The sequence below is a fragment of the Paenibacillus thiaminolyticus genome, assembly GCF_007066085.1.
GTDB classification, from domain to species: Bacteria; Bacillota; Bacilli; order Paenibacillales; family Paenibacillaceae; genus Paenibacillus_B; species Paenibacillus_B thiaminolyticus.
This window is the reverse complement of record NZ_CP041405.1, coordinates 2,442,205-2,464,719: the sequence shown is the minus strand read 5'-3', so window position 1 is coordinate 2,464,719 and position 22,515 is coordinate 2,442,205. Positions and strand designations below refer to the sequence as shown.

Here is a 22,515-nt window from a genome sequence, read left to right as displayed (position 1 = left end):
AGAAAGAGGAGATTACCCATGAGAGCAGTCGTATCTACAGATGGTGTCGTTCACACTGTGGAAAAGGAGGCGCCGGTTCTCCAGCCTCATTTCGTGCTGGTGGATACCGTCTATTCGGCGATAAGTCCGGGAACCGAGATGTCGATGCAGCAAAAGGTGCAGGGGCCGTTCGCTCTGGGCTATAGCGCCGCCGGCATCGTCAGAGAGGTCGGCGAGGGCGTCAGCCATCTCCGACCGGGAGACCGGGTAGCCTGCTACGGGGCGCCGTTCGTCAAGCACGCTTCGCTGCTCGCCGTGCCGAAGCATCTGGCCGCGCCGCTGCCGCCGCAAGTATCGCTGCGGGAAGCGTCCTTCGCGGGGCTCGGCGCGATTGCGATTCACGCGCTGCGCCAAGCGCAGCTTCAATTCGGGGAGCGGGTCGTGGTGGTCGGCCTCGGCATCCTGGGGCAGATCATCGCGCAAGTGGCCCATGCGGCAGCTTATACTGTCATCGGCTATGACCTGCTGCCGGAGCGGTGCGCGATGCTGAAGCAAGCGGGTGTCGAGGCGGTTTATGCCGACCCGCAGGAGCTGGAAGCGGCGATTCGGGAGCTGACGAACGGGGAGGGCGCCGATGCGGTGCTGCTCTGCGCCGGCGGCAGCGCCACCGATCTGATCGACAGCTCGCTTGGCTGGCTGCGGGATCGGGGCAAGGTCGTCATCGTCGGCGACCTGAAAATGGAGTTCGAACGCGAGCGCATGTTCGCGAAGGAAGCGGAGGTGCTCATCTCGCGGGCAGGCGGCCCGGGACGATATGCGCGTGAATATGAGGTGGGCGGATTCGATTATCCGCTCGGCTATGTGCGCTGGACGGAGGGCCGCAATGTGGCCGAGTATGTCCGCCTGCTGGCGTCGGGCCGAATTCGCGTCGAGCCGCTTATCTCGGCGGAGCTGCCGATGGAGAAGGCGGACATCGCCTATGCGCGCTACAAGCAATCGCCGAAGGATACGATTGGCGTCGTGCTGCGCTATGCGGACGCCAGCCGGCCATAGGAAGCGGCACGAATGAGGCGGCCCGGTCCGGGATTAGATGGTATCCAGCCCCGGACCGGGCCATTGAGCGTTGCTCGGTGGGGCGTTTACTCTGTTCGGAGTTGGTTCCGTTGGTGCTTGGTTGTTCGTTTACTCTGTTCGGAGCTAGTGCCGTTGCGCTGTTGCCCGTTGCTGCGTTCCACCGTCCCGGGTTGGCGCTGTTCGTCACTGCTGCCGCGCTTGCAACCTCACTTGCTCCGCCTGCTGAAGGTTCCTCTTCAGCCAGGGAGGGAGAGCGGATGGCGCAGCACCTCCTCGGCGGTCATCCAGCAGACGGCCGCTACTTCCTCCGGGCTGGCGATGCGAGGCTCCCCGCTCTCGCATTCGCACAGGAAGACGATGTCGACGACCGCCTCACCGCGATCGGTGACGAAGGAGGAGCTGTTCACGTAGATGGGCGTCCCGCTAAGGGCCAGCCCGACCTCCTCCATCACTTCGCGAGCGATGGTCTTCTCCAATATATCAGGCACGGTTCCCTCCCGCTCTGCCTTGCCGCCGACGAGCGCTAACGTGCCGCCGGCATGCTCCTCCTGTTGGCTGCGTTCGATAATCAGCCACTTTCCCTCGCGATAAATCGCCGCTTCGACATTAACGATGAACATTTCCCGTCCCTCCCCGTTTTTTGAGTGTACCGGATACATTCCTTGCTATGTCTTGAAGGTTGCCAGCCAGCGTCGGCTCCTATCTCCTCTTGCTTGAGGCGCCCGGGCCGGTTTATTTGAGTTGTCTCCAGGAGGCCCACATTTCCGGCGGGTTCAATTCGTAGATGCTATTCTCCCGGTACATGAAATGCTGCATAACAAATTCCCGGCGCAAGGTCGCGAAATCGTCGTGATAGGAGCGGATGAACGCGTTGATTTCCGGTTCCGTATACTTCCGCCCGTGCTCCAGGCGCGAGACCAGATGCTCGAGCACGATGAGCTTTTTCTTCAACTGGGCCGGAATCGTCTTCAAGCGGCCATCCGCCGTGAAGAAATTGTTGATAACGGACTGCTGGTATTTCTGTTGGGCTTCTTGGTCTTGCATAAGACTATCCTCCTTTTGGGCGGCGTGGCGATAGATGAAGTCAAAGGTCGCCGTCGCGTTTGTTTTCATAAAGTAATCGTTCAATGAAAAATAGATCGTGTTTTTGTCCCGGCGCTCGTTAATGAGAGCCGCCTCCCTCAGCTTGGCGGCATGGTGGGTAATGGTGGCCGGGGTGACGCCGAGCCGTTCGGCAAGCCGCTGCCCGCTGTATTCCTCCTGGGCGATAAGGACGAGCATTTTGATGCGCGTCGGGTCGGAGAGCGCCTTATGATACGCTACGATTTTTTCCAATTGCATGGTATGTCTCACGCCTCACATTTTACGTTATTTAATCATTATCTAATAATATATTTATTAAATTAGATGATAATTAAATAAGATTCCGTTGTCAAGCAGCATTTGGCGAATTTCGGAAGGTCAGTTGTGGTTGTGCTGCTGTGGCAGGTGGAGGTCGAGGGAGGCGTTGAGGGCAGGGGATGGAGTAGGGGAGGGAAGGGACATAGGCAGGGACATGGGTAGTAGGGAGGAGGGAAGGGGCATGAGTAGTATGAGGAAGGAAGAGTGATAAATTTCGAGAGGACAGGCGCGTGTGTGGGCGATTTGGAGCGATGAGGGGTGAAAGCTGCAAAAGTGCAGTATTTTTGGCCGTTTCGGTGATGAAAAGAAGAAATTCCTGCGCAGGAGCATCAATTTGGTGAAAAAACGGGGGGATAGTGGGGACTGAGGGAAAATGATGTATTTTTGCAGGATTGGTGTCGAGTACGCCTGCCCCAAAAAAGAATACTGTAATTTTGCAGGATTGGTGGAAAGGTGCAGGATTGATGCTGCGGCGGGGACCTATGTGGATGTTGCATCGCGATACGGGAAGAGTGGAAATGTTAGAGTTGCACATCCTACGGCGGTATGGCGATAGATGTGTGCTTGCTGCGTATTGTGATGCGGCGTGCGTGTAAACGAGGCAGCTGTGCATCCTGCGTGGAGTAATGCTGCATCTATGCTTTTCACCACGCATACCCGGCCATGGGCGCAGGCACATGAGTCCTGGGGATAATGCAATGTAGGGTGCACCACCTGAGGCTTGGGGATAATTGCAATGTATGGTGCACCACCTGAGGCTTGGGGATAGTGCACCGCATGGTGCAGCACCTGAGGCTTGGGGATAGTGCACCACATAGGCGGGAACCTAGCCTAGCTAACGTGCATCCTGCGCGGAATATGCGATGTACGGTACGGTGCATATCAGGCTACTGCTCATCCTCCACTGTATAGACAGGGGTCTCCCGCCGTTGTCCGCTATGCAACCGTGATCTTTACCTAGACGATTTATGAGAGACGATTCATGAAAAACGGCTACGGATAATAAGAGAATAGGGCTCTAGCAGGCATCATGACAGCGGGGCGGCCGGTGAAGCGGTGAAGCCGGAAACGATGAAGTTGCGCCGGAAACGATGGAGTGAAGCCGGAACCGGTGGCGTGACGCCGGAAGCGATGGAGCGAAGCTGGAGCGACAGCGTAACTGAGAGAGGGCAGGCGCCAGCCGCAGCCGGCAGGCTTCGCTGGTATCTGCCCTCACGCCCTCACGTTATGAACGGCTTACAGCAATACGTTCATGCGGCGGTTGAAATGGCGGCGCAGCCCCTCGCCCAAAATATTGAAGGTGAGGATGGCGAAGCCGATCGCAGCCGCTGGATAGAAGATGAAGCCGAATTTGTTCACGTAGATCTCGGCCCGGTGCTCGGCGAGCAGCGAGGCCCAGTCCAGACTGGTGTTCAAAAACTTCGGCGTGAAGTAATTGACCTCGATCCATTGATGCGTCAGGAAGATGCTTAATACACCCATCTGGCCGATGATGAGCATCACCTTGCCCATGTCGAGACAGAAGTTCACAATCAATTCAGGAAGGATCGCCGGCATATAATAACTCTTCGACATCCGCCACGGGCTCAAGCCGAGACTGTTGCCCGCCTCGACGTACAACTCCCGCGACAACTTATGCGTATGCTCCTGAACGATATGGGCGACGCGGCCCGCCTCGATGACGGCCACGATAAAAATGACCCACCACAGCCGATTGTCCGAGGTCTGGATAAAAGGAACGCTCACCAGCAGCACCGCCGAAAAGATGGACGGCAAAAAGGAGAACACCTGATTCATGCTGTTCACGATAAAATGGGCAATCCCTGTCTTGCGACGGGCCATCAGTCCAAGGGGGACGGCAATCAAATAGCGCACCGCCGTAATCGTCAACACGATGAGAATGGTCGCCTTCGTGCCGATAATCAGCTTGCTCAGCAGGTCGACGCCGTTCTTGTCCGAGCCTAGCGGATTGATCGCCGAGGGCGGGTAGGGCGGCAGCTGCAGCCGGTTGTTCTCGTTGAAGCGGTGCTTCACTTCTTGCAATTCTTGGTCGACAATGGGAAGCTCGGGGCCGAAAAACATAAAGAACACAATAATGGCCAGCATCGCGGCTCCGATCCACAATGTAATATTTTTCATGTCGTTCTCCTTCCTTACCTCGCTTCGAAATGTCTTCTTGCCGCCAGACTGATCCATTGAACGATAAGCACCATGATCATGAAGCAGAAGGCGATGCCGATGATGACGCCGGGCTCATAATTGAAGCCGGTTCCGAAGTTCACGCTGTAATCGATGGCAAGAAATAACCGATAAGCCGCTCCCGGGAAATTCGTGAAGTACTCGACCATAAGCAGATTCGACAAGACATAGACGAAGAGAGAGGAGAGATGTGTCAATATCGTGCCGAAGCTGTTATAGAAGACGTGTTTGTAAAAAATGAGACGCTGGGTCAAGCCTTTGGCACGGGCTACCATTATGTACATCTTGCCGTCCTGATCCGCGATGGAAGCGCTCGTGATGCGTGCGATATACATCGTCGGATATATCGATACCAGCACGGCAGCCAGAAGAAAGGAATACCATTGATCCGGTGAGAAAATGCGGATAAACGGCAGATAGCGGATGACATACCACTGGATCAGCAGCAGCACCAGAAAATCGGGCAGCGATTGAAAAAGCCAGGTCGTCCAGTTGCCGAAGAAGCTCCATTTCGTCCGCGACAGCTTGTAGTCTATAATTCCCTTCAGCACGCCGAGTCCGAAGCTAAGAATAAGCGCCGTGACGATGACGGCAAGGCTCTTGGCTACGGAAGTGAGCACGACTGTTACGATCGGCAGGTTGTATCGATCGATGCCGAGGCTTCCCTCTTCGAACAGAGCGGCAAAAAATCCTTTGATATTGTTCCCGTACTTTGCCCAACTAAAGCTATAATTGATGTCCATCCGATATTCAGCCATGCGGATATCAAGGTCGCGCGGGAACAATACGATGAGGACAACCATCAGCATGGCCAATATGCTGATGATCAACGTTCGTAGAAATTGTGCTCGAAAACTCATCATTTCCTCCTAATATTCACCTATTTCACCTTATGTTAGTGATATCATACACGGGTCAATTCGTCTACATATTTATTCATAAATCTGCAAAATAAGTACAATATTTGTCGATTAGCGCCGATTTTTTATTTATGATAGAGAGAAGAAGTTGAAGAGGAAATGAGGTTAATTCGGCATATTCATTTTTTTGAGACGGTTGGTAAGATTTTGGGGCCCGGCGGCATCTTGTATAAGTGGCTCTTACGGAGTGCGGCCGTCTGGGTTCCTGAGGAGGAGGGGAAGCATAAATGCATATGGCGGAGTGGAGGACGGAGACCGGAACGGATGAGGCGGAAGCGGAGGCCGGAATGGATGAGGAGGAATCGGAGTGTCCGCAACGCGACGAGGAACTGGTAGAGGCGGCCCGAGCAGGCAGCGGGGAAGCGTTCGGCGAATTGGTGCGGCGGCACCGGGAGCGGGCGCTGGGCTGGGCCTGCTCCATGGCCCGCGATGATCAATTGGCGGAGGATATTGTGCAGGAGGCGCTGCTGAATGCGTTCCTGCGGCTGGAGACGCTGCTGGATGCGTCCCGCTTCCAGTATTGGCTGCAGCGCATTGTGCGCAATCAGGCCAATATGAAGCTGCGGCGGGGAGGGCCGTACGGCAAAGAACGGCCCTGGTCGAGCCTGGCCCCAAGGCGGCCCGCACAGGATTCAGAGTTGGACCGGGTGCTGCACCGGCTCTGCACCGCGCCCCCGCGCGAGATGCAGGACCCGCAGGCGTGGCTGCTTCGACGTGAACTAATGGAGCAGATCCGGGAGCTGCTGTCCTGCTTGACGGCCAGGGAGAGACAGATGTTCGAAGCGCATGTATTCCGCCAGCTTCCGCCCTCCGAGATCGCCAGCTTGTTCGATACAACCCCCGGCTCGGTCTATACGGCCCTTTCCCGCTCGCGGACCAAAGTGCAGCGGGAGCGCATCCGGGTCTATTTTCAAGACTATGCCTCCGAGAAGAAGCAGGCCGGACGGCAGACGCGCCGTGTATTGGCCACGCCACTGCGAATATAATCCGAGGGGAGCACGGAAAGATGACAACAACTTGCAACGATTGGACGATGACATGGACCTCTGCGGCGCAGGCGATCTATGCACTGCTGCCGTACACCGACAAGAAGGACCGCTATACACTGACAGACGTTATGGGGGTGTCGGGCCATGCCTTCCGCATCAATATTCATCCGGCCGATGTGAATGCGGCCGGCCCGACGATGTTCGACCCCGAGCAGCTGCTGGAGCACGGCCTCCATCTGCTCGGCTTCGGAACGGAGCCGCTGCACGGATTCCATACGCCCGCAGCCCCCGAGCAATTGCGGGAAGCGGTTGAGTTCGCCCAAGCGAGTATCGATCGGGGCTTGCCGGTCATCGGGTGGAGTCTGTTCGTGCCGGAGTTCGGGCTGATTTATGGCTATGACGATGAGAAGCAGGAGCTGTACTGCCGCGATCCGCAGCAGGATGGGGCGCTTCCGTACACGAAGCTGAACGAGCTGCCGATGAAATTCGTCTACATGCTGCGGGTAACGGACAGTGATGACGTGGATCCGCTGGAGGCGTGGACGAAGGGACTGCGGTCGATTATTGAATTCGCGCGGGGACAGGCGCCGACGCTGTCGGCGGAATACAAGCATGGCCTGGCGGGCTATGACGCCTGGATTGAGGCCTTCCGCAACCGGACGGTCGATCCGTTCGGCAATGCGTATAACACGGCGGTCGTCTGCTGCGCCCGAGAGTTCGGAGTTCGCTTCTTGGAGTCGTTCCCGGAACGCTGGCCGGGGAATTCCGAGCGGGAGGAATCGCTTCGCCGGCTTGGCGCCGAAGCGGCGAAGCATTATGGGGCCGTGGCAGAAGCGCTCCGCGGGCTGCAGCGGCTGTTCCCCTTCCCGCAAGGCGGAGAGCCTAACGATCCGGCAAGCGCGAGCGAGGCGGAGGTTCTTCTGAAGACCGCGAAGGCGGCGGAGGAGCAAGGGGTCGGGGCGCTGGAACGGATGTACGAAGCATTGACGCGGGAGAGCGTGAGTTAGCGTCCAAGATTTTCCCATAGCTCGTAGAAAAAATAAACTTCTTCCATGACAGAGGCATCGTCCTTAGCTACGATTCCTCCCCGGATGCGGCTGAGGATGCCGGAAATATCGTACATGTATTCGCGTTCGACGCTGTATTGAATTCGATTGACAATACGTCTCCATGCATTGGAGGCGTATTCGACTTTGTCCTTAGCCTGCTTCCAATTCTTCTTCTCGACATGCTGCTCTATGGACTGGACCGCTTCCAGCAGCCGATCCTCCTTGCCCAGCGGCTGCTTCAAAAAATTGCCCGAGCCCAGGACGGCGCCGAAAATAACGAGAAGAAGAACGGCCACGGCCAACATCGTCCATTTTCTCATTTTCATGCTGCTCACCTCGCTAAGAACTATTCGCGGTTATCTGTTTCATCGGACAGGTTATCTTTGTACAAGTCAACATACAGTGTGTCGTTAGGCAGGATGGCGGCAAAGCTGACTTGCTTGATATTTTCGACCCCTTGCTTCTTTAGTTCATGATGAAGCCATTTCGTCGTCTTATTCCTCCGTTGGAGGTTATCGGTCAAAATTTTGCCTTCATGCACGACGTCCGTCATCATGCGGGCAGGCGTGACGGTACGATTCAGATCTTTTGGCGTCAACGGCTGATCTTCGGATTTGAGCAAGACGGAGAGTCCGCCGTTCGGCTCCAAGATCGCATATTCGACCTTCGTGATATCGAACGTATCTTTCTCGCGCAGCAGCATCATGATTTCATCGAAGCGGATCCGCATTTTCTTTAAGTTCTGCTCTAGAATTTTGCCATGCTGAATAACTACGGTCGGTTCCGAATCTATTACCTTGGAGAAAAATCGGCTTTTCAATGTCCAAATCTGGAATAGAAATGTAATGATTACGAACACTGTAAGTCCGATGAAATGCAGCCAACCCTTCGAGGACAGATCAGTCGCCAATGTCCCCGCCAACGATCCGATTGTGATGCCGTTAATGTAGTCGAAGTAGGAGAGAGACCCCATCTGCTGCTTGCCTAATAGCCTTGTATAGATCACGAGACTGAAGAAGGCGATTATGGATCGGACGACGACGACCCAGGTTTCCTCCATCATGTACTATCCCAGCCTTTCCCTCTTTTTGAGGTAGTTTTCCCGTGAAAGACAGAAATATGCAAAGAACCGCATGAAGACGGAGAAGTCCGAGTCCATGCGGCAATTATGCGGGCGATGAGATTCAGAGCGAAGCGGTTGTCTTGGAGGCGGAAGTTCTTGCACTGATCAACAGCGAGACACAATGCGCGCCCAGTACGAGGAGAACGAGGGAGGTATAGACTTGATTGCTGTCATTACCGATGAACTGAATAAAGTTATGAACGAAATGAAAAAGAATCAACGGATAGATGTTGTGATGCTTTACCATCAGCAGGCCTAGCTCGAAGCCGACCAACAGAGCATAGATCAGTTGCATAGCGGTGTCCGCCACATTTTGTCCTGACAGCATATTGAGCATATGGGTCAGAGAGAAGAGAACGCTGGATGTGATCACGGCTGCGGCGGCGCTTTTGCGCATGAGGGTCCTTAGAATCAATCCCCTGAATATTGTCTCCTCCACGAAGGCGACGAGCAGCGTGAAGAACAGGAAGAATCCGGATTCGGATAGCGAAATGTCCTGGAAGCCCTTGATGCTGAGAATGACAAGCACGACAAGCAGCGGGGCGTAGTCGATCCAGTCTCGGGCATAGAGAGTGGAGAGAGAGCGGAATCCGTAATGCGCCCATCTCTTCTTCAGTGTCATATAGAATAGCAGTGCAAGCGCAATCGGAATGAAGGCGATCAGCACCGGCGATGTATATGGAAGCTGCTTGATCGTGGCATATGCTCCGGCGGCAAAGACGGCAAGCAATAAGAATAGTTCCACCAATACGACTGTCAACACCGGACGGTTCTTCGAAAATGATCCTGTAGCTTGTAAGGTCATGGCTTCATTTCCCCCCGCTGCTTAATGACTTGCATCCACTGCTTCTCCATCCCGAAATAATGGAGTCCATAGGTGAGCACGGACACGCGGTAATAGTAGTTCTCCGGTTGTTCGATATACTCAAGCTCCCCCGCTACCATCTCCTGTACGGCCTGAAGCCGCCTCATCTCGGATTCAAGCTTGTTCTCGTACTCGGTCAGGCGCGCTTGCCGCGTGTCTTCGTCCAAATAATCGTAAAAGAAAATGCGAAGCAGCACTTCATTGCGGGAGACGGGAAGCGGCTCGGCCAGCCAGCTCACGAACTGTTCATCCCCTGCGGGAAGCAGCGTATATTCTTTTTTGTTCCTGCCGCCTTCGGTCTCGGCTACCGACAGGAGACCCTTATTCGCTAACCGCTTCAACGCGGGATAGAGGCTGCCGTAGCTCGTTCGGTAGAACAGGCCAACCGAGCTGTCAATGGTCTTCTTCATATCATACCCGCTCATCGGACCCTCCATCAGCAGGCCCAATATAATATATTCCAGCATCTGCAGACATCCCTTCACCGTGCACTATAATATATCGAATCGATATATCAATTCGATATATTAATCATACTCGATTGCGGTCGGTTGTCAACAGAAATCCGCAAGGCAGTCATCGTCTTCGCCGTTTTACCCGAATTTCGGCCCAAGACTGTGGTTCCGGTTATGTCTCCGACTTGGACGTTTTGCCGAGTGCGCGGCCAAGACCGAAGTAGTGCCGGAAATTATAGATGAGGGGACTCCACTGCTTCGGGTTGATGTGATGCTCTCCGACAATGATTTCCTCGTGGGCATGGACGTGAACCGCTTGCGTCTCGACGACGGCAAAAGGAAGCGTGCTGTCCGAGATGGGACAGGGTTCCGTCCCGTATAGGGAGCCAGCCTCTCGACATGCTCCCACAGCTCCGGGCCAGGGACATTGATGACACATTCGGGATGCCGCTGCACATTCTCGAGCGCCTTCGAACCGGGACCGATTCCTAAGACAATCGAATCTCCCAGAGCCCAGGACGAGGAACATCGAGCTAATATTGACCGTTCCGTCTTCATTCAACGTGTTCAGCAAAATGACAGGCATTCCGTAATATAAAATTTTCGGGCGGATAACTTTGTAAAATGGAAACATTTCAACTAACATCGAAATATGGAATGCAAAGGAGAGATGACTGTGAAAGCCAACGCGAACGTCGCTATTATCGCTTCGCTCGTTAGCGAACCGTCGCGGGCGGCTATATTTGACCGCGCTGCTGGACGGACGCTTCCATCCCGCGAGCGAACTGGCCTATATGGCGGGCATTAAGCCGTAGACGGCCAGCTTCCATCTGGCCAAGCTGTCGGAAGCCGATGTCGTCAGGGTAGAAAAGCAACGGCACCGTTATTACGGCACCCGGAATCAGGAAGTGGCCCATGTTATGGAGATGATGATATCTATCGCCCCGCCTCCTGCCATTTCCTCTCTTAAGCAATCGGTGCAGGACAAGACGGTTCGGTACGCAAGGACCTGCTATGATCATCTGGCTGGATTTGCAGGAGTGCAGGTAACGGAGGGGTTGTTGGCAAGATGGCTGTTGATAAAGGGAGAGAAGGAGTTTGTCGTTACGGCAAGCGGTGAGGGATTTTTGGCGGAGTTGGGGATCGATCTGGCCCGAACCCGGGCCAAGCGGCGTTCTTTCAGTCATTGCTGCCTCGATTGGAGCGAACGGCGCCATCATCTTGCGGGCGCGCTGGGCCATGCTATGCTGGAGAGATGGATTGAGCTTCGCTGGATTCAGCGCCGGGAGGGCACCCGAGCCATCACGGTTACGGCGGCCGGCAAGCAGGGCTTCCAGGACATGTTCGGGATTGATATGGAGCGAGAGACTGGATCGCATTCATAAAAAAGGGGCCAGCCAGATATTCTGGCTGGCCTTGCGCACTGCGGCCTTGTGTACTGCGCAACTGCTGCGGCCGGACTAGGATAACGCTGTGGCGAGCAAGTAGAACCGATGCTGCGTCACTTCGAAATAGCCTTGCTGCTCGATAAGCTGGTGAATGCCGTACAGCTCTTCTCTATATTTCTCGGCCTCGAAATCCGGAATCTGCCACGGAATGGCCTTCAAATAATAGACCAGCGCGCCGACATCATAGAAGCGTTGGCTCAGGAATTGCTCCGCCTGCTTCACGACCTTGAAGCGATGCTCCTGCACTTCCCGCACGGCGATGTCGAGCTTCCATTCCGCAAATTCTTCAATCAGCGGAACGCCGAACCGCTCGTTGATCTCGAAGCAATCGCTGCCGCCCGCCTGCTGGGTGAAGAAGATGCCCCCATCGGCGAGTACCCGCCGCACCTCCCGCGGCGAATACGATTCGTGCTTGTTCAGCACGAGGTCGAATTGGCCGGTCGCGAAGGGGAGCTGCTCGTCATCCTCCACCGGGAGGACGGCCGCGCCCAGCGGCTCCAATCGTTCTTTGGCGACGGGCAGGTTCGGCGGATAGCCTTCCGTGGCGCAGACGGACTTCGGCCAAGGCCTTAGCCTCGACAGCAGCTCGCCGCCGCCGGTTCCCATATCCAGCATCGATTGCGCGCCCTGCATGAGCGGAATGGCCATACTGCTGTACGACCAATCCAGGCAGTCGCTGTCCATGCGGCCCGTCCCGGAAATATAGGAAAAATCCCATCCCGAAAATGGCTGATTCGATTGCTCTATCCACCATTGAAATTGCGTGTCTTTTGTCATCATATCCAGGTCCCTCCTGTTCGTTATTCCGCAAATCGAATGTCATTCTATACGGATACGATCCGGCGGACCCCGGGCATAAGGGCAAGGTTGTTAGGTCTCGTGCTCGATTGATCGCATGAACGTTCTCCTCTCTATTGATAGGTTCGACTTAAATGAATGCCACTGATAGGTTGGGCTTAAATGAATACCTCTTGATTCATACCTCTTGATTCATACCTGTTGATTGCATAACTGTTGATTGCATACCTTTTGAATGAATGCCTCTTGATTGTGTTGCTTGTTGAAGTGCTTGCTGAATGCGTATAATTTGATTATATCTTTCCAACGGGGTGATGGGAATGCCTTTCCGAATCGTTCGAGGTAGCTAGTCTCCGGGCTGGGTTAACACGCGTGCCAGCCATCAAGGGATCAGTCTGCCCTTGTGACCCGGAACCGGAGCGATTGCAGCAGGGCAAGCCCTATCAGTCCATATCCATTGGAAGGAGAATGAACGATGATTGCATTTGATGAAAAAGCTTTTTATGACCGGATTGGAGCGATCAACGGCTGGGATTTCCGTTCCGTGCGCTCGGTCACCGAAGGTGCGGCTTGGGATTATGGTGCGAAGGTAACGGAATTATGCAGGCCGGCCGATGTGCTGCTCGATATCGGCACCGGCGGAGGAGAGGCGCTATTGCCGCTGGCGGCAGCCGTGAGGCTGGCCATCGGGATCGACCGCTCGCCAGGCATGATCGAAGTGGCTCGGCGTCATGCGGCCCGCTCGTCCGCGTGCCATGTCCGGTATGCATGCATGGATGCGGAAGAGCTGATGTTCCCCGACGGGCTGTTCGACGCCGTCATCTGCCGCCATGCTCCGTTCCACGCCGGGGAAGTCGCCCGGGTGCTGACGGAGGGCGGCGTATTCGTCACGCAGCAGGTGAGCGAGCGTGACAAATGGAATGTGAAGGAGGCGTTCGGACGGGGCCAGGCTTATGGCGAGCCGAACGGAACGCTGATGGGACGCTGCGCCGAGCAGCTGAAGGAAGCGGGCTTCACCGAGGTTCATTGCGAGGAATACGATGCGGTTGAGTATATGCGTGAGGCAGAGGATCTGCTGTTCCTGCTGAAGCATACCCCGATTATCCCCTGCTTCGGAGAAGTCGAGGGGGATGCTGAGCGTTTCGAACGGTTCGTCGCGGCGAACCGCACTGAGCGGGGCATTCAGACCAATTCGGCGCGCTTCCTCATCATTGCCCGCCGTTAGAAGCCGGGCGCAAGGAAAAAGCAATTAGGGTCTCTCATAGGCAGTGCATAGTGATTTGGGTCGACGGTTGGCGTGACGGGTCAACAGCGAATGTGGAGGCGGGATAAACGGCGGCAGGCAAAGCGGAAGCCGGGCAAGCGGGGATGATGGGGGAGGCAGCGAAATCCTGCGTAAATGCAGCAATTTGTGCTGTTTGAGCCGCGATCTGATGAAATTCCTGCAAAAGTACCTTATTTTCAGCGATTTTTATCTTTAGCCTATTGAAAAGTCTGAAATTGATGCAGTTGTGCAGCAATGCCTGTAACGGATTATACGTCATGAAGGAATAATGCATATTTACAGTATTTTCAGCAGGCTGAGGGGTGAGGAAAAGGGGCGGGGCTGTCTCCTGCAGCTAAAAACTATTTATGAGACAGCCCCTTTTAAGGTTGGGATGGATGCCATTTCTAACGATGGTTGTCCAGCCTTCCGAGCAAGTTGTATGTTGGCGCGGCTTCCCATGTCTCATACGGGACGAAGCAAGTCGCACGCATGGCGTCCAAGGTGCGGGATCTTGCTAGCGGGCGGGTGACATACTGGCCGATATTCGACTCGTCGATACGGATGAACTTCGCCTCGAGCACTTCTTCCGGTTGGATTCGGATGTTCCCGCTGACATACTCCGCCCTGAAGACAACGGAGAGCACCCGCTTCGTCGCATTATAATAGACGCCCGTAATCCCGAGAAGCCGTATCGCAATGCCCGTCTCCTCCATATATTCCCGGCATGCCGCGGCATCGAGCGCTTCGCCTTCCTCTACATTCCCGCCGGGGAGCTCCCAGGTGTCTGAACGCCAATGCGTTCGAAGCAGCAGCACTTCCCCTTCCGCGTTCTGCATATAAGCCGATACCGACACGCCATGCTGCGGAGCGGTGTACTCCATAACATCCCCTCCATTATAAAATGATCACGGCCGAGGCATTGAATTCCCCGCCCGGAAATCGTTCCTGCTCAAGTCGTATAGGCATGAACGAGCTGCCGGAGCGCCTGTTTGGCATCGCCCTGGAAGATGCTCCCATGGTAGCAAATGATTCGCTCGATGTCGTAGTCGAGCAGGCGCTGAACGGAGCGGACCGCCTCCTTCAAATCCCACGCATGCCGGGGATTGGCGATATTCAGTCGTCCGTCTTCGATCACGACAGCATCTCCCGCGATGAGCGTCTTGCTCGCAGGCAGATACAACGAGATATGTCCGGACGTATGCCCGGGCGTATGGACGATATCGATGCCGCCGCACCAGGGCAGCCGCTCTCCGTGGGTCACCGTCCGATCGACCTGGGCCGGCTCGATCGATTGCAGGAAGCGAATGAACTGCTTCGCGTCCGGCTTGGCTTCCTCCGGCAAGTCGTCGAGTGTGGCTTCCGCCTGCTGCTGCCGCAGCGGCTTGTGCTTGCCTTCGATGTACGGCTGTTCCAGCTCATGCGCGATGACTCCGATGCGAGGGTATGCCCGCTTCAATGCGGCCAGCGAGCCGATGTGGTCCATATCGTGATGGGTCACGATCAAGGCGGTCATCGAATCGAGACGAATGTCTTGCCGGTTGGCCGCTTCTTCGAGCTGCGGAGTGAAATCCGGATACCCGCAGTCGATGAGTATCGTCTCGTTCCCATCCTGAAGCAGGACAGGAGTTATGGCCTGCTGCTGTCCATTATATTCGAACTTGATCTCGAGCAGATGTATATGATTCATATCGATTATCGATTCTCCTGTTCATCAACCGATTGCACCGCAAACGGTTGACATTAGCGATTATTTTCCCTGCCTGCTGCCGCCTCCGTTAACGAAGGATTCGGCAGCGGGCAAGGGGGAGGGGACAGAGAGGCCCAGCCCGCTCCCCTAGGCGCTATACTATGGCCGGCGCCCCTCGGTGTTACTTTTTCATCCACTCCTGCACATTCCATACTTGCGTGACCCAGCCCTCGTAGAAATTCGGCTCATGGGAGACGAGCAGGATCGTGCCGGCATATTTCTTGAGCGCGTCCTGAAAGGCGTCCTTCGCGCGAACATCGAGATGGCTGGTCGGTTCATCCAGCACGAGCACGTTGCTGTCGGTCAGCATCAGCTCGCACAGCCGAACCTTGGCCTGCTCCCCGCCGCTCAGGAGACCGATCTCCTTCCGGATGTGCTTCTCGGTCAGCCCGGACTGGGCGAGCAGGCGGCGGAAGTCCTTCAGCGTCATATCCGGGCGGAGCGCCGATAAATGTTCCAGCGGGCTATGATCGGGAGCCTGCTCTTCCTGGGCGAAATAGGCGGTCTTGACGCGGTCGCCGAATTGCACGGTTCCGCCCAGAGCCGGAATATAACCGAGCAAGGTCTTGAGCATCGTCGACTTGCCGATTCCGTTATAGCCGACGATGGCAATTTTCTCTCCGCGCTTTACCGTCAGATCGACCGGAGCGAATAACGGCTCGCGATACCCGATCTGAAGTAGTCTTGCTTCGATGACCGTGCCCGCCGGATCGGCATGCACCCGGAAGGCGAAGCGAGGCTGCGGCCCGGAGGATGGCCTGTCGATCCGTTCCATCCGCTCCAGCATTTTTTCCCGGCTCTTGGCCTGCTTCGCCTTGCGAATGCGGTTCTTCTGAATGAAGTCCTCCAGCCGCTCGATCTCCTGCTGCTGCCGCGTGTAGGCGGCTTGCAGCTGCTCCTTGTTCAATTCATAGCTGCGCTTGAACTGTTGGTAATTGCCGGGGTACCGCCGAATCGACTGGTGCTCCAAGTGAAAAATTGTCGTCGTGATTGCATTCAAAAACCGTTCGTCATGGGAGACGGCGAGGTAGGCCTGCTCGTAGCGGGTCAAATACCCGGTAAGCCACTCGATATGCACGTCATCCAAATAGTTGGTCGGCTCATCGAGCAGCAGGACATCGGGCTGCTCCAGCAGCAGCTTGCCCAGCAGCAGCTTCGTGCGCTGGCCGCCGCTCAGTTCGCTCACGTCACGATCCGGGCCGAGTGCGAGAATGCCTAATCCGGCAGCGACCTCCTCGATCTTCGTCTCGATTAGATAGAAGCCGGAATGCTCCAGCTGCTGCTGCAGCTCGCCGTAGCGGGTCAATAAGGAATCGAGATCATCCCCGCCCTCGGCCATCTGGGCCGCGAGCTGATTCATGCGGGTCTCCATCGCATACAGATCCGCATAAGCGGTGCGCAAATATTCGATAATGGTCATTCCCTCCTGCAGATCGATATGCTGCTGCAGGTAGCCGGCGCGGATGCCCGGCAGCCAATCGACGGTGCCGCGATCGGGAAGCAGCTCGCCCGACAGGATGCGGAGCAGCGTGGACTTGCCAGCGCCGTTGCCGCCGACCAGTCCGGCGTGCTCTCCCCGCACCAGACGGAAGCTAATATTGTGAAATACGTTCTTGTCCCCGTACGTATGGGACAGTTGTTCAACCGTGACAATGCTCATATTGGTTCTCTCCTTTGTTCGCTTCAAGATAGGAAGCCAACCGGGAGAACAGCAAAATAAAGACAATTTTCAATTGTATCGGGAAGTGAAAAAAATATACAAAAAATGGGTAAGGTGAACGCGCACCTTACCCATACAGATCGATATGCATGAAAGGAAATCGGTTCTTTATCTTCTGTTCTTCGGTTGGCTTAGAGCTAAAAATGGGCAGATCTATCCCGTCTTAAGCCAAATCCCGTTGAAGAACAGTCGATAAATGCAACATTTTCCTTTCCACCTCATTACAAAGTTAATTCCTTACAGTGTGAAGTATACGCATCAACGCGCCGGTATGTCAAGTCATGCCAGCCGTCCATTAATTCGGACGAACTTAACTTGAGCTCGCTGTATGTTTTTTATGCCCTGGGATAGGTCCAGCGGAACCAGCGTCCGTGTCCGTCGGTCTCGGCAAGCGTCGCTCTGCGCTCCGTCCCGCCGATATATTCATCCAGATGCAGATTCGGGTCCCATATGTTGTTGTACAGGTGAAACAGATCGCGCCTGCTGCCGATCTCTTTGATTTGCCGCTCCAGGCGCCGCTTCGCCTCCGGCGGCATCTGATTGGCGACATGGGTATGGAAGACGCAGATCGCCGCGTCGTCGGAGATACCGGCCGCGAGACTCGGAAGCCGCTCGATCCCGTCTCCCTCGATCAGCTGCAGCGGCTGTCCGGCCAGGCAGCGGGCTGCTTCGTCGAACAGCGCGACTCTGTCCCGGTGTCCGGGCCAGATCAAGGCCTGCAGCCACCGGTAGTCTTCCGGCTCGGACAGGCGGTTGATATGCAGATCAACGCCGATTCGGGCGGTGACAGGCGGGCTTTGTGGCAGTATAGGCGGGTAAGCGTCCCCGTGGATGGACGCCGCAATCCTTACTTCCCCCGCCGTGTTCCCGTATACGTCTCCGGTTCCATAGGTGTATCCGTATTGATCCCAAATCAGCTGCAGCCCCGCGCTCGTGCCGATCTCGATTAGCGCCAATGGTTTGCGTATTTTCTCATAGATAAGGCAGAAGCTCGGGTACAGATAGGCGCAGCGCCTGACCTCATTCGTCTGTACGATCTTCGTCTTCAGCAGCGGCACGATATCGTCGGCGTACTTGAGGCAGAAGTCTTTGAACGGGGGGAACGACTGCCGGATGTCTCCCGGCTCCTCGACGAGACCGTCATAATAGCGGCGCAGATCGTGGTCAGCGCCGGCGAGCAACAAATAGTGAACCGCGCCGAAGAGCAGGTTCGGCACCGGCTGCCCCGGCCTTGCATGCGAGGCGATTCGGAGCAATTCATTATCGGCGGCGATGCGCAGCGCCAGATGCTCGTACAGATCGCAGGAGCCCGTGCATTCTTCGTGCGCAAAGCGTTCGAAACGGTTGGACAAGCTTGCGTTACCCAAGTCAACCCCTCCTTTTTCCACCATTTTACAACGAGCGGGTGATAAGTGAAATTTCTAATTTTTTGTCGAGGCGATTAAGAAAAGTGATTGAGAAGGTGGGATAGATGGAGACTTAGGGAGAACAGGGGACGGCCAGGCAGTTGCAGAGCCAGAGGGGGAGAGGATAGAGCTTGCCAGTTGCAGTGTCAGAGGGAAACAGGATAGAGCTCGCTAGTTGCAGAGCCAGAGGGAAACAGGATAGAACTCGCCAGTTGCGGAGACACAGGGAGATAGGATAGAGCTCGCAATTGCCGAGACAGAGGCTGAGCGGAAGCGCCTGCTCCCGCCCTCCATTTGTTATGCAACTCCGGCCGCCACCGATTCCAGCTGCAGCATCGCCTGCCGCACATCATCCGCCGTCACGTTCCTGTTCATCAGATGAATTGATTCCTGCGGAAGGACCGATGCGGCCGCGACGCGGTCCAGCGTCTCGCGATCCGAGGCGGACAGCCCGAGATCAGACAGGCAGCGGGGAAGGCCCATATCCCGGTAGAACGGCAGCAGCCGCTCGACCTCGGGCAGGTTGCCCTCCAGCGTGAGCTGGACGAGAATGCCATAGGCGACCTTGTCCCCGTGCAGCAGGTGATGCGTCGCCGGGGCTGCCGTCAGCCCATTATGGATGGAATGGGCTCCCGCGATCCGGCCCGCATGGTCGCCGAAGCCGCCGACCGTGCCGCCCGTCATGATGATCGTCTCCACGGCGAGCGTGAACGCATCCGTCAATTGCTGCCGCTCGGCATCCCGCACGCTCTGCAGGCCATGCTCCAGCAGAGCGGTCTGACACAGGCGGGCCGTGAGGTGGGCGATCTGCACCGCCGCGGGCTGCCGGCTCCACTCGCGGACGAGCACGTCGGCCTCGTACCATTTGGCCAGCGTGTCGGCGATGCCGGCCCGCAGGTAAGCGGCTGGCGCGCGCAGGGCGATCTGCGGATCGACCAGCACCATGAGCGGACTTTTCGGATGGAGCGTATAATGCGTGAAGCGCCCCTGCTCATCGTAGAACACGCTGAGCGGCGTCCAGGCCGCACAGTTCGAAGCGAGCGTCGGCACGAGCACCGTGTCGAGTCCGGCTTCGATGCCTGCGGCCTTGACGAGGTCCATCACTTTGCCGCCGCCGACGCCGAGCACAATATCGGCCTGCGCCGCTCGCGCTTCGCGGGCGATCCGGCTGGCCTCCGCCAGCGTGCACTCGCCGCGGTACGGCAGCGGCAGAAGCGTCAGCCCCGTCTGTTGCGGCCAATACGGAGCTGCGGCCTCCCAGGAGCGCTCGCCGTGCACGACGAGCGCCCGGCGGCTGCCGTACGGCTGGAGCAGAGACTCCAGCCGATGCAGGATGCCGGCTTCACAGCGGTAGACGGCGGGAGCGCCTCTCACGATAAGCGGCTGATTCAGCGTTGTCATTTCCTAACCCCCCCTATCTATCCTAGTAATCCCCGCAATCCTGAATATCCTAGCAATCCTAGCAAATCCCCATTGGTTCTTCCTTATTTCCGGTTCAGCATCCACTCCGGCTTCCCGAACCCCTGGAACTGCTCATCGATAATCTGCTCGAATTCCGGCGATTCGACCGCTTCCTTCAGATCCTTCGCGAAGGCCTTGTCCTTGTCGGCCGTGTTGATGACGACCCGGTTGCGGTAGTCGTCCGGCATATTTTCCAGCTGCAGCGCATCCAGCAGATTCATCTTGGCCGCGAGCGCGAAGTTGCCCGGCACAAGGGAGATATCGGCGCTGTCGACGGCGCGCGGCAGCTGGCCGGCCTCGATCGGCTGCAGCACGAGCTGCTTCGGGTTGTCCTTGACGTCCTTCTCCGAGACGCGCAGCGGGTCAATGTCATCCTTCATCGTCAGCAGGCCGGCGTCCTGGAGCAGCCCCAGCGAACGGGCGAGATTGGTCGGATCGTTCGCCAGCGCGACGGTGCTGCCGTCGGCGATCTCGCCGAGCGCCTTGTACTTCGATGAGTAGATGCCCATTGGCGCCGTAGGCACGACGATGAGATCGGTCAGTTCCAGCTTGTTTTCCTTGGCGAAGTTATCCATGTAGATTTTATGCTGGAACAGGTTCGCGGCCAGATCGCCGTTGGACAGCGCCAGGTTCGGCTGCACGTAATCCCCGAATTCGACGATTTCGATCGTGTAGCCTTTTTTCTCCATGATCGGCTTGATCGCCTTCGTCAGCATATCGCTGTATGGGCCGGCGGTGGCCCCGAACTTCAATGTTTTGCGCTCTTCCTGCTTCGCATTGTCCCCGCCGCTGGAGGACGGGCCGCTGCCGCAGGCGGCCAACAGGCTGAGCGTCAGGATGAGCGAGAGAAGAATGGCTGTCTTTTTCATGATGATACCCTCCATATATATGTGAAATGATGTTGTAACCTTGCGTTAGCGCTTGTCTACCTTTTTGGCCAGGAAATCGCCGGCATATTGAATGAGCTGCACGAGACAGATCAGGACGATGACGGTGGTGAACATGACCGTATTGTCATAGCGGTAATAGCCGAACCGGATCGCCAGATCGCCGATGCCGCCTCCGCCGACCGTCCCGGCCATGGCCGAGTAGGCCACGAGGCTGATCGCGGTAATATTAATCCCTTGCACGATGCCGGGCTTCGCTTCGGGAAGCAGCACATCCTGGATGATCATCCAAGGTGTGGCCCCGATCGACACGGCAGCTTCGATAACGCCCTTGTCGATCTCGCGCAGCGCGGTCTCGACGAGCCGGGCGAAGAACGGGATGGCGGCCACCGACAACGAGACAGATGCGGCTGTCGGACCAATCGTAGTGCCGGCGATCAGCTTCGTCAGCGGCAGCAGGGTCACGAGCAGGATGATGAACGGAACCGATCGGATCATGTTGACGATGAAGCCGAGGACGACGCGGGTAAGGCGATTTTCGAGAAACAGTCCTTTATCCGTTACAAATAATATTATTCCAATAGGAAGACCCAGAATTAAAGCGACAACTAATGAGATGCCCACCATATACAAGGTCTGAAAAAACGCCTTGTACAGATCGGGCAAGATCTGTATGAGGGAGTCCATCTATCTGATTACCTCCAATCGGTGCGTTCGTGATGCGATATAATCCATGGCCCGCTGCACTTCGGACGGATTGCCGTTCAGCTCCAGGATGAGGATGCCGAGAGGCGTATCATGGATGTATTCGATCTTGCCATGCAGGATATTGCCTGTGACATCGAACTGCTTCAGCATGTCGGTAATGACGGCTTCCTCCGCCTGCGGCGCGACGAAGTGAATCTTGACGACGGTTCCCGTGCTGTGCCGGAGCAGGCGGTCGGGCAGATCGAATTGGAACAGGCTGTTGATGAAGGAGCGGGTCATCGGATGCTGCGGATCGGAAAAGATATCATAGACAGGCCCCTCCTCGACGACGCGGCCGTTCTGCATGACGGCCATCCGATCGCAGATTGCCTTGACGACTTCCATCTCATGGGTAATCAGGACGATTGTCAGCTTCCATTCACGGTTGATTTTTTGCAGCAGGTCGAGAATGGACTGGGTCGTCTCCGGATCGAGCGCGGATGTCGCCTCATCGCAGAGCAGCACATGCGGATCGTTCGCGAGCGCCCTGGCGATGCCCACCCGCTGCTTCTGGCCGCCGCTCAGCTGCGAAGGATAGACATCGCGCTTGTCGGACAAGCCGACCATCTCCAATAGCTCGGTCACCCGCGCTTCGATGTCCGCCCTGGATGTCCGGTTCGCCTTGAGCGCAAAGGCGATGTTCTCATAGACCGTCTTGGATCGAATCAGGTGAAAATGTTGAAAGATCATGCCGATCTTCAACCGGGCCTGCCGCAGCTGCTCGCCCTGCAGCTTGGTCAGATCGACGCCGTCGACGAGGATGCTGCCCGATGCCGGCTGCTCCAGCAGATTGATGCAGCGGAGCAGGGAGCTTTTGCCGGCTCCGCTTCGCCCAATGATGCCGTAGATGTCGCCCTTCTCTATCTGCAGCGAGACATTATCGACACCGACGACCGTTCCCGTCTTGCTTCGGTATTCCTTGATAAGATTCCTTATCTCTATCATCTCTCTCACACTCCAACGTTCATGCTGTATTGTCT

Annotated in this window: 20 protein-coding genes and 4 pseudogenes; 5 read left to right on the top strand and 19 right to left on the bottom strand. The window is 56.3% G+C overall.

All coding sequences use genetic code 11. The features are described from left to right. The first annotated feature begins 18 nt into the window (after positions 1-18). On the top strand, positions 19-1,032 hold the full coding sequence (locus FLT43_RS11110; protein ID WP_087444840.1) for a zinc-dependent alcohol dehydrogenase: 1,014 nt from the start codon (positions 19-21) through the stop codon (positions 1,030-1,032). Between the two features lie 204 nt (positions 1,033-1,236). Here the strand turns inward: FLT43_RS11110 and FLT43_RS11105 are convergent. The 4 genes and pseudogenes from FLT43_RS11105 to FLT43_RS11090 form a co-directional block, all read right to left on the bottom strand. Continuing rightward, positions 1,237-1,673 (bottom strand): annotated as a pseudogene (locus tag FLT43_RS11105) (NUDIX hydrolase). Between the two features lie 112 nt (positions 1,674-1,785). Further along, positions 1,786-2,394: a DUF2087 domain-containing protein gene (locus tag FLT43_RS11100; RefSeq protein ID WP_087444841.1), complete on the bottom strand. Its 609-nt coding sequence runs from the start codon at positions 2,392-2,394 to the stop codon at positions 1,786-1,788. A 1,296-nt stretch (positions 2,395-3,690) separates the two neighbouring features. Beyond that, positions 3,691-4,593 (bottom strand): ABC transporter permease, encoded by a 903-nt coding sequence (locus tag FLT43_RS11095; protein WP_087444842.1) that lies wholly within the window; start codon positions 4,591-4,593, stop codon positions 3,691-3,693. 14 nt (positions 4,594-4,607) lie between these two features. Next, the gene (locus FLT43_RS11090; RefSeq protein WP_244951377.1) at positions 4,608-5,516 is read right to left on the bottom strand and encodes an ABC transporter permease subunit; all 909 of its coding nucleotides are present in this window, start codon (positions 5,514-5,516) and stop codon (positions 4,608-4,610) included. 284 nt (positions 5,517-5,800) lie between these two features. On the opposite strand from FLT43_RS11090, the gene FLT43_RS11085 reads away from it, so the two are divergent. Next, a complete protein-coding gene (locus FLT43_RS11085) occupies positions 5,801-6,559 on the top strand; it encodes an RNA polymerase sigma factor (protein ID WP_087444844.1) in 759 nt (252 codons plus the stop codon). A gap of 20 nt (positions 6,560-6,579) precedes the next feature. Then, positions 6,580-7,569 (top strand): hypothetical protein, encoded by a 990-nt coding sequence (locus FLT43_RS11080; RefSeq protein WP_087444845.1) that lies wholly within the window; start codon positions 6,580-6,582, stop codon positions 7,567-7,569. Here FLT43_RS11080 and FLT43_RS11075 read toward each other — a convergent pair. From FLT43_RS11075 to FLT43_RS11055, 5 genes and pseudogenes are all read right to left on the bottom strand, one after another. Beyond that, positions 7,566-7,937 carry a DUF4363 family protein gene (locus FLT43_RS11075; protein WP_087444846.1) on the bottom strand — a complete coding sequence of 124 codons (372 nt, stop codon included), beginning with the start codon at positions 7,935-7,937 and terminating at the stop codon, positions 7,566-7,568. The genes FLT43_RS11080 and FLT43_RS11075 overlap by 4 nt on opposite strands. Positions 7,938-7,957: 20 nt before the next feature. Continuing rightward, positions 7,958-8,674: a DUF421 domain-containing protein gene (locus FLT43_RS11070; RefSeq protein WP_208620098.1), complete on the bottom strand. Its 717-nt coding sequence runs from the start codon at positions 8,672-8,674 to the stop codon at positions 7,958-7,960. A gap of 121 nt (positions 8,675-8,795) precedes the next feature. Beyond that, entirely contained in the window at positions 8,796-9,539 is a 744-nt protein-coding gene (locus FLT43_RS11065; protein WP_087444847.1) for a CPBP family intramembrane glutamic endopeptidase, read from the bottom strand. Beyond that, positions 9,536-10,066: a PadR family transcriptional regulator gene (locus tag FLT43_RS11060; RefSeq protein ID WP_087444848.1), complete on the bottom strand. Its 531-nt coding sequence runs from the start codon at positions 10,064-10,066 to the stop codon at positions 9,536-9,538. Before FLT43_RS11060 ends, FLT43_RS11065 begins: the two co-directional genes overlap by 4 nt. A 160-nt stretch (positions 10,067-10,226) precedes the next feature. Continuing rightward, positions 10,227-10,688, bottom strand: a pseudogene (locus FLT43_RS11055) (flavin reductase family protein). A gap of 42 nt (positions 10,689-10,730) precedes the next feature. Between FLT43_RS11055 and FLT43_RS11050 the strand changes: the two are divergent. Then, positions 10,731-11,439 (top strand): annotated as a pseudogene (locus tag FLT43_RS11050) (ArsR/SmtB family transcription factor). 75 nt (positions 11,440-11,514) lie between these two features. Here FLT43_RS11050 and FLT43_RS11045 read toward each other — a convergent pair. Further along, complete coding sequence (locus tag FLT43_RS11045) at positions 11,515-12,279, bottom strand: class I SAM-dependent methyltransferase (RefSeq protein WP_087445416.1); 765 nt, start codon at positions 12,277-12,279, stop codon at positions 11,515-11,517. Between the two features lie 496 nt (positions 12,280-12,775). Here FLT43_RS11045 and FLT43_RS11040 point away from each other — a divergent pair, with 496 nt between their 5' ends. Further along, positions 12,776-13,525, top strand: coding sequence for a class I SAM-dependent methyltransferase (locus FLT43_RS11040; RefSeq protein ID WP_087444849.1), 750 nt, complete (start codon positions 12,776-12,778; stop codon positions 13,523-13,525). A gap of 446 nt (positions 13,526-13,971) precedes the next feature. Here FLT43_RS11040 and FLT43_RS11035 read toward each other — a convergent pair whose 3' ends face one another. The 9 genes and pseudogenes from FLT43_RS11035 to FLT43_RS11000 form a co-directional block, all read right to left on the bottom strand. Next, positions 13,972-14,448, bottom strand: a complete 477-nt coding sequence (locus tag FLT43_RS11035; protein ID WP_087444850.1) for an NUDIX hydrolase — start codon at positions 14,446-14,448, stop codon at positions 13,972-13,974. Positions 14,449-14,516: 68 nt separating this feature from the next. After that, entirely contained in the window at positions 14,517-15,254 is a 738-nt protein-coding gene (locus FLT43_RS11030; RefSeq protein ID WP_087444851.1) for an MBL fold metallo-hydrolase, read from the bottom strand. Positions 15,255-15,435: 181 nt separating this feature from the next. Continuing rightward, positions 15,436-16,392: an ABC-F family ATP-binding cassette domain-containing protein gene (locus FLT43_RS31005; protein ID WP_438944421.1), complete on the bottom strand. Its 957-nt coding sequence runs from the start codon at positions 16,390-16,392 to the stop codon at positions 15,436-15,438. 24 nt (positions 16,393-16,416) lie between these two features. Next, positions 16,417-16,974 (bottom strand): annotated as a pseudogene (locus FLT43_RS31000) (ATP-binding cassette domain-containing protein); the annotation flags it as partial. Positions 16,975-17,369: 395 nt separating this feature from the next. Further along, positions 17,370-18,425: a DUF2332 domain-containing protein gene (locus FLT43_RS11020; protein ID WP_087444853.1), complete on the bottom strand. Its 1,056-nt coding sequence runs from the start codon at positions 18,423-18,425 to the stop codon at positions 17,370-17,372. 312 nt (positions 18,426-18,737) lie between these two features. Next, complete coding sequence (locus FLT43_RS11015) at positions 18,738-19,841, bottom strand: iron-containing alcohol dehydrogenase family protein (RefSeq protein WP_087444854.1); 1,104 nt, start codon at positions 19,839-19,841, stop codon at positions 18,738-18,740. 83 nt (positions 19,842-19,924) lie between these two features. Further along, positions 19,925-20,770, bottom strand: a complete 846-nt coding sequence (locus tag FLT43_RS11010; RefSeq protein ID WP_174818132.1) for a MetQ/NlpA family ABC transporter substrate-binding protein — start codon at positions 20,768-20,770, stop codon at positions 19,925-19,927. A 45-nt stretch (positions 20,771-20,815) separates the two neighbouring features. Further along, on the bottom strand, positions 20,816-21,475 hold the full coding sequence (locus tag FLT43_RS11005; RefSeq protein ID WP_087444855.1) for a methionine ABC transporter permease: 660 nt from the start codon (positions 21,473-21,475) through the stop codon (positions 20,816-20,818). After that, positions 21,476-22,480 (bottom strand): methionine ABC transporter ATP-binding protein, encoded by a 1,005-nt coding sequence (locus FLT43_RS11000; RefSeq protein WP_087444856.1) that lies wholly within the window; start codon positions 22,478-22,480, stop codon positions 21,476-21,478. It abuts the gene before it with no gap. Positions 22,481-22,515: the final 35 nt, after the last annotated feature.

Bases quoted from the DNA above. Each gene is read 5' to 3' on its own strand.
- FLT43_RS11035 (WP_087444850.1), bottom strand. From the start codon at position 14,448: ATGGAGTACACCGCTCCGCAGCATGGCGTGTCGGTATCGGCTTATATG.
- FLT43_RS11065 (WP_087444847.1), bottom strand. From the start codon at position 9,539: ATGACCTTACAAGCTACAGGATCATTTTCGAAGAACCGTCCGGTGTTG.
- FLT43_RS11085 (WP_087444844.1), top strand. From the start codon at position 5,801: ATGCATATGGCGGAGTGGAGGACGGAGACCGGAACGGATGAGGCGGAA.
- FLT43_RS11100 (WP_087444841.1), bottom strand. From the start codon at position 2,394: ATGCAATTGGAAAAAATCGTAGCGTATCATAAGGCGCTCTCCGACCCG.
- FLT43_RS11110 (WP_087444840.1), top strand. From the start codon at position 19: ATGAGAGCAGTCGTATCTACAGATGGTGTCGTTCACACTGTGGAAAAG.
- FLT43_RS11060 (WP_087444848.1), bottom strand. From the start codon at position 10,066: ATGCTGGAATATATTATATTGGGCCTGCTGATGGAGGGTCCGATGAGC.
- FLT43_RS11000 (WP_087444856.1), bottom strand. From the start codon at position 22,480: ATGATAGAGATAAGGAATCTTATCAAGGAATACCGAAGCAAGACGGGA.
- FLT43_RS11015 (WP_087444854.1), bottom strand. From the start codon at position 19,841: ATGACAACGCTGAATCAGCCGCTTATCGTGAGAGGCGCTCCCGCCGTC.
- FLT43_RS11010 (WP_174818132.1), bottom strand. From the start codon at position 20,770: ATGAAAAAGACAGCCATTCTTCTCTCGCTCATCCTGACGCTCAGCCTG.
- FLT43_RS11095 (WP_087444842.1), bottom strand. From the start codon at position 4,593: ATGAAAAATATTACATTGTGGATCGGAGCCGCGATGCTGGCCATTATT.
- FLT43_RS11045 (WP_087445416.1), bottom strand. From the start codon at position 12,279: ATGACAAAAGACACGCAATTTCAATGGTGGATAGAGCAATCGAATCAG.
- FLT43_RS11080 (WP_087444845.1), top strand. From the start codon at position 6,580: ATGACAACAACTTGCAACGATTGGACGATGACATGGACCTCTGCGGCG.
- FLT43_RS11070 (WP_208620098.1), bottom strand. From the start codon at position 8,674: ATGATGGAGGAAACCTGGGTCGTCGTCGTCCGATCCATAATCGCCTTC.
- FLT43_RS11090 (WP_244951377.1), bottom strand. From the start codon at position 5,516: ATGATGAGTTTTCGAGCACAATTTCTACGAACGTTGATCATCAGCATA.
- FLT43_RS11075 (WP_087444846.1), bottom strand. From the start codon at position 7,937: ATGAAAATGAGAAAATGGACGATGTTGGCCGTGGCCGTTCTTCTTCTC.
- FLT43_RS11030 (WP_087444851.1), bottom strand. From the start codon at position 15,254: ATGAATCATATACATCTGCTCGAGATCAAGTTCGAATATAATGGACAG.
- FLT43_RS11020 (WP_087444853.1), bottom strand. From the start codon at position 18,425: ATGGTGGAAAAAGGAGGGGTTGACTTGGGTAACGCAAGCTTGTCCAAC.
- FLT43_RS11005 (WP_087444855.1), bottom strand. From the start codon at position 21,475: ATGGACTCCCTCATACAGATCTTGCCCGATCTGTACAAGGCGTTTTTT.
- FLT43_RS11040 (WP_087444849.1), top strand. From the start codon at position 12,776: ATGATTGCATTTGATGAAAAAGCTTTTTATGACCGGATTGGAGCGATC.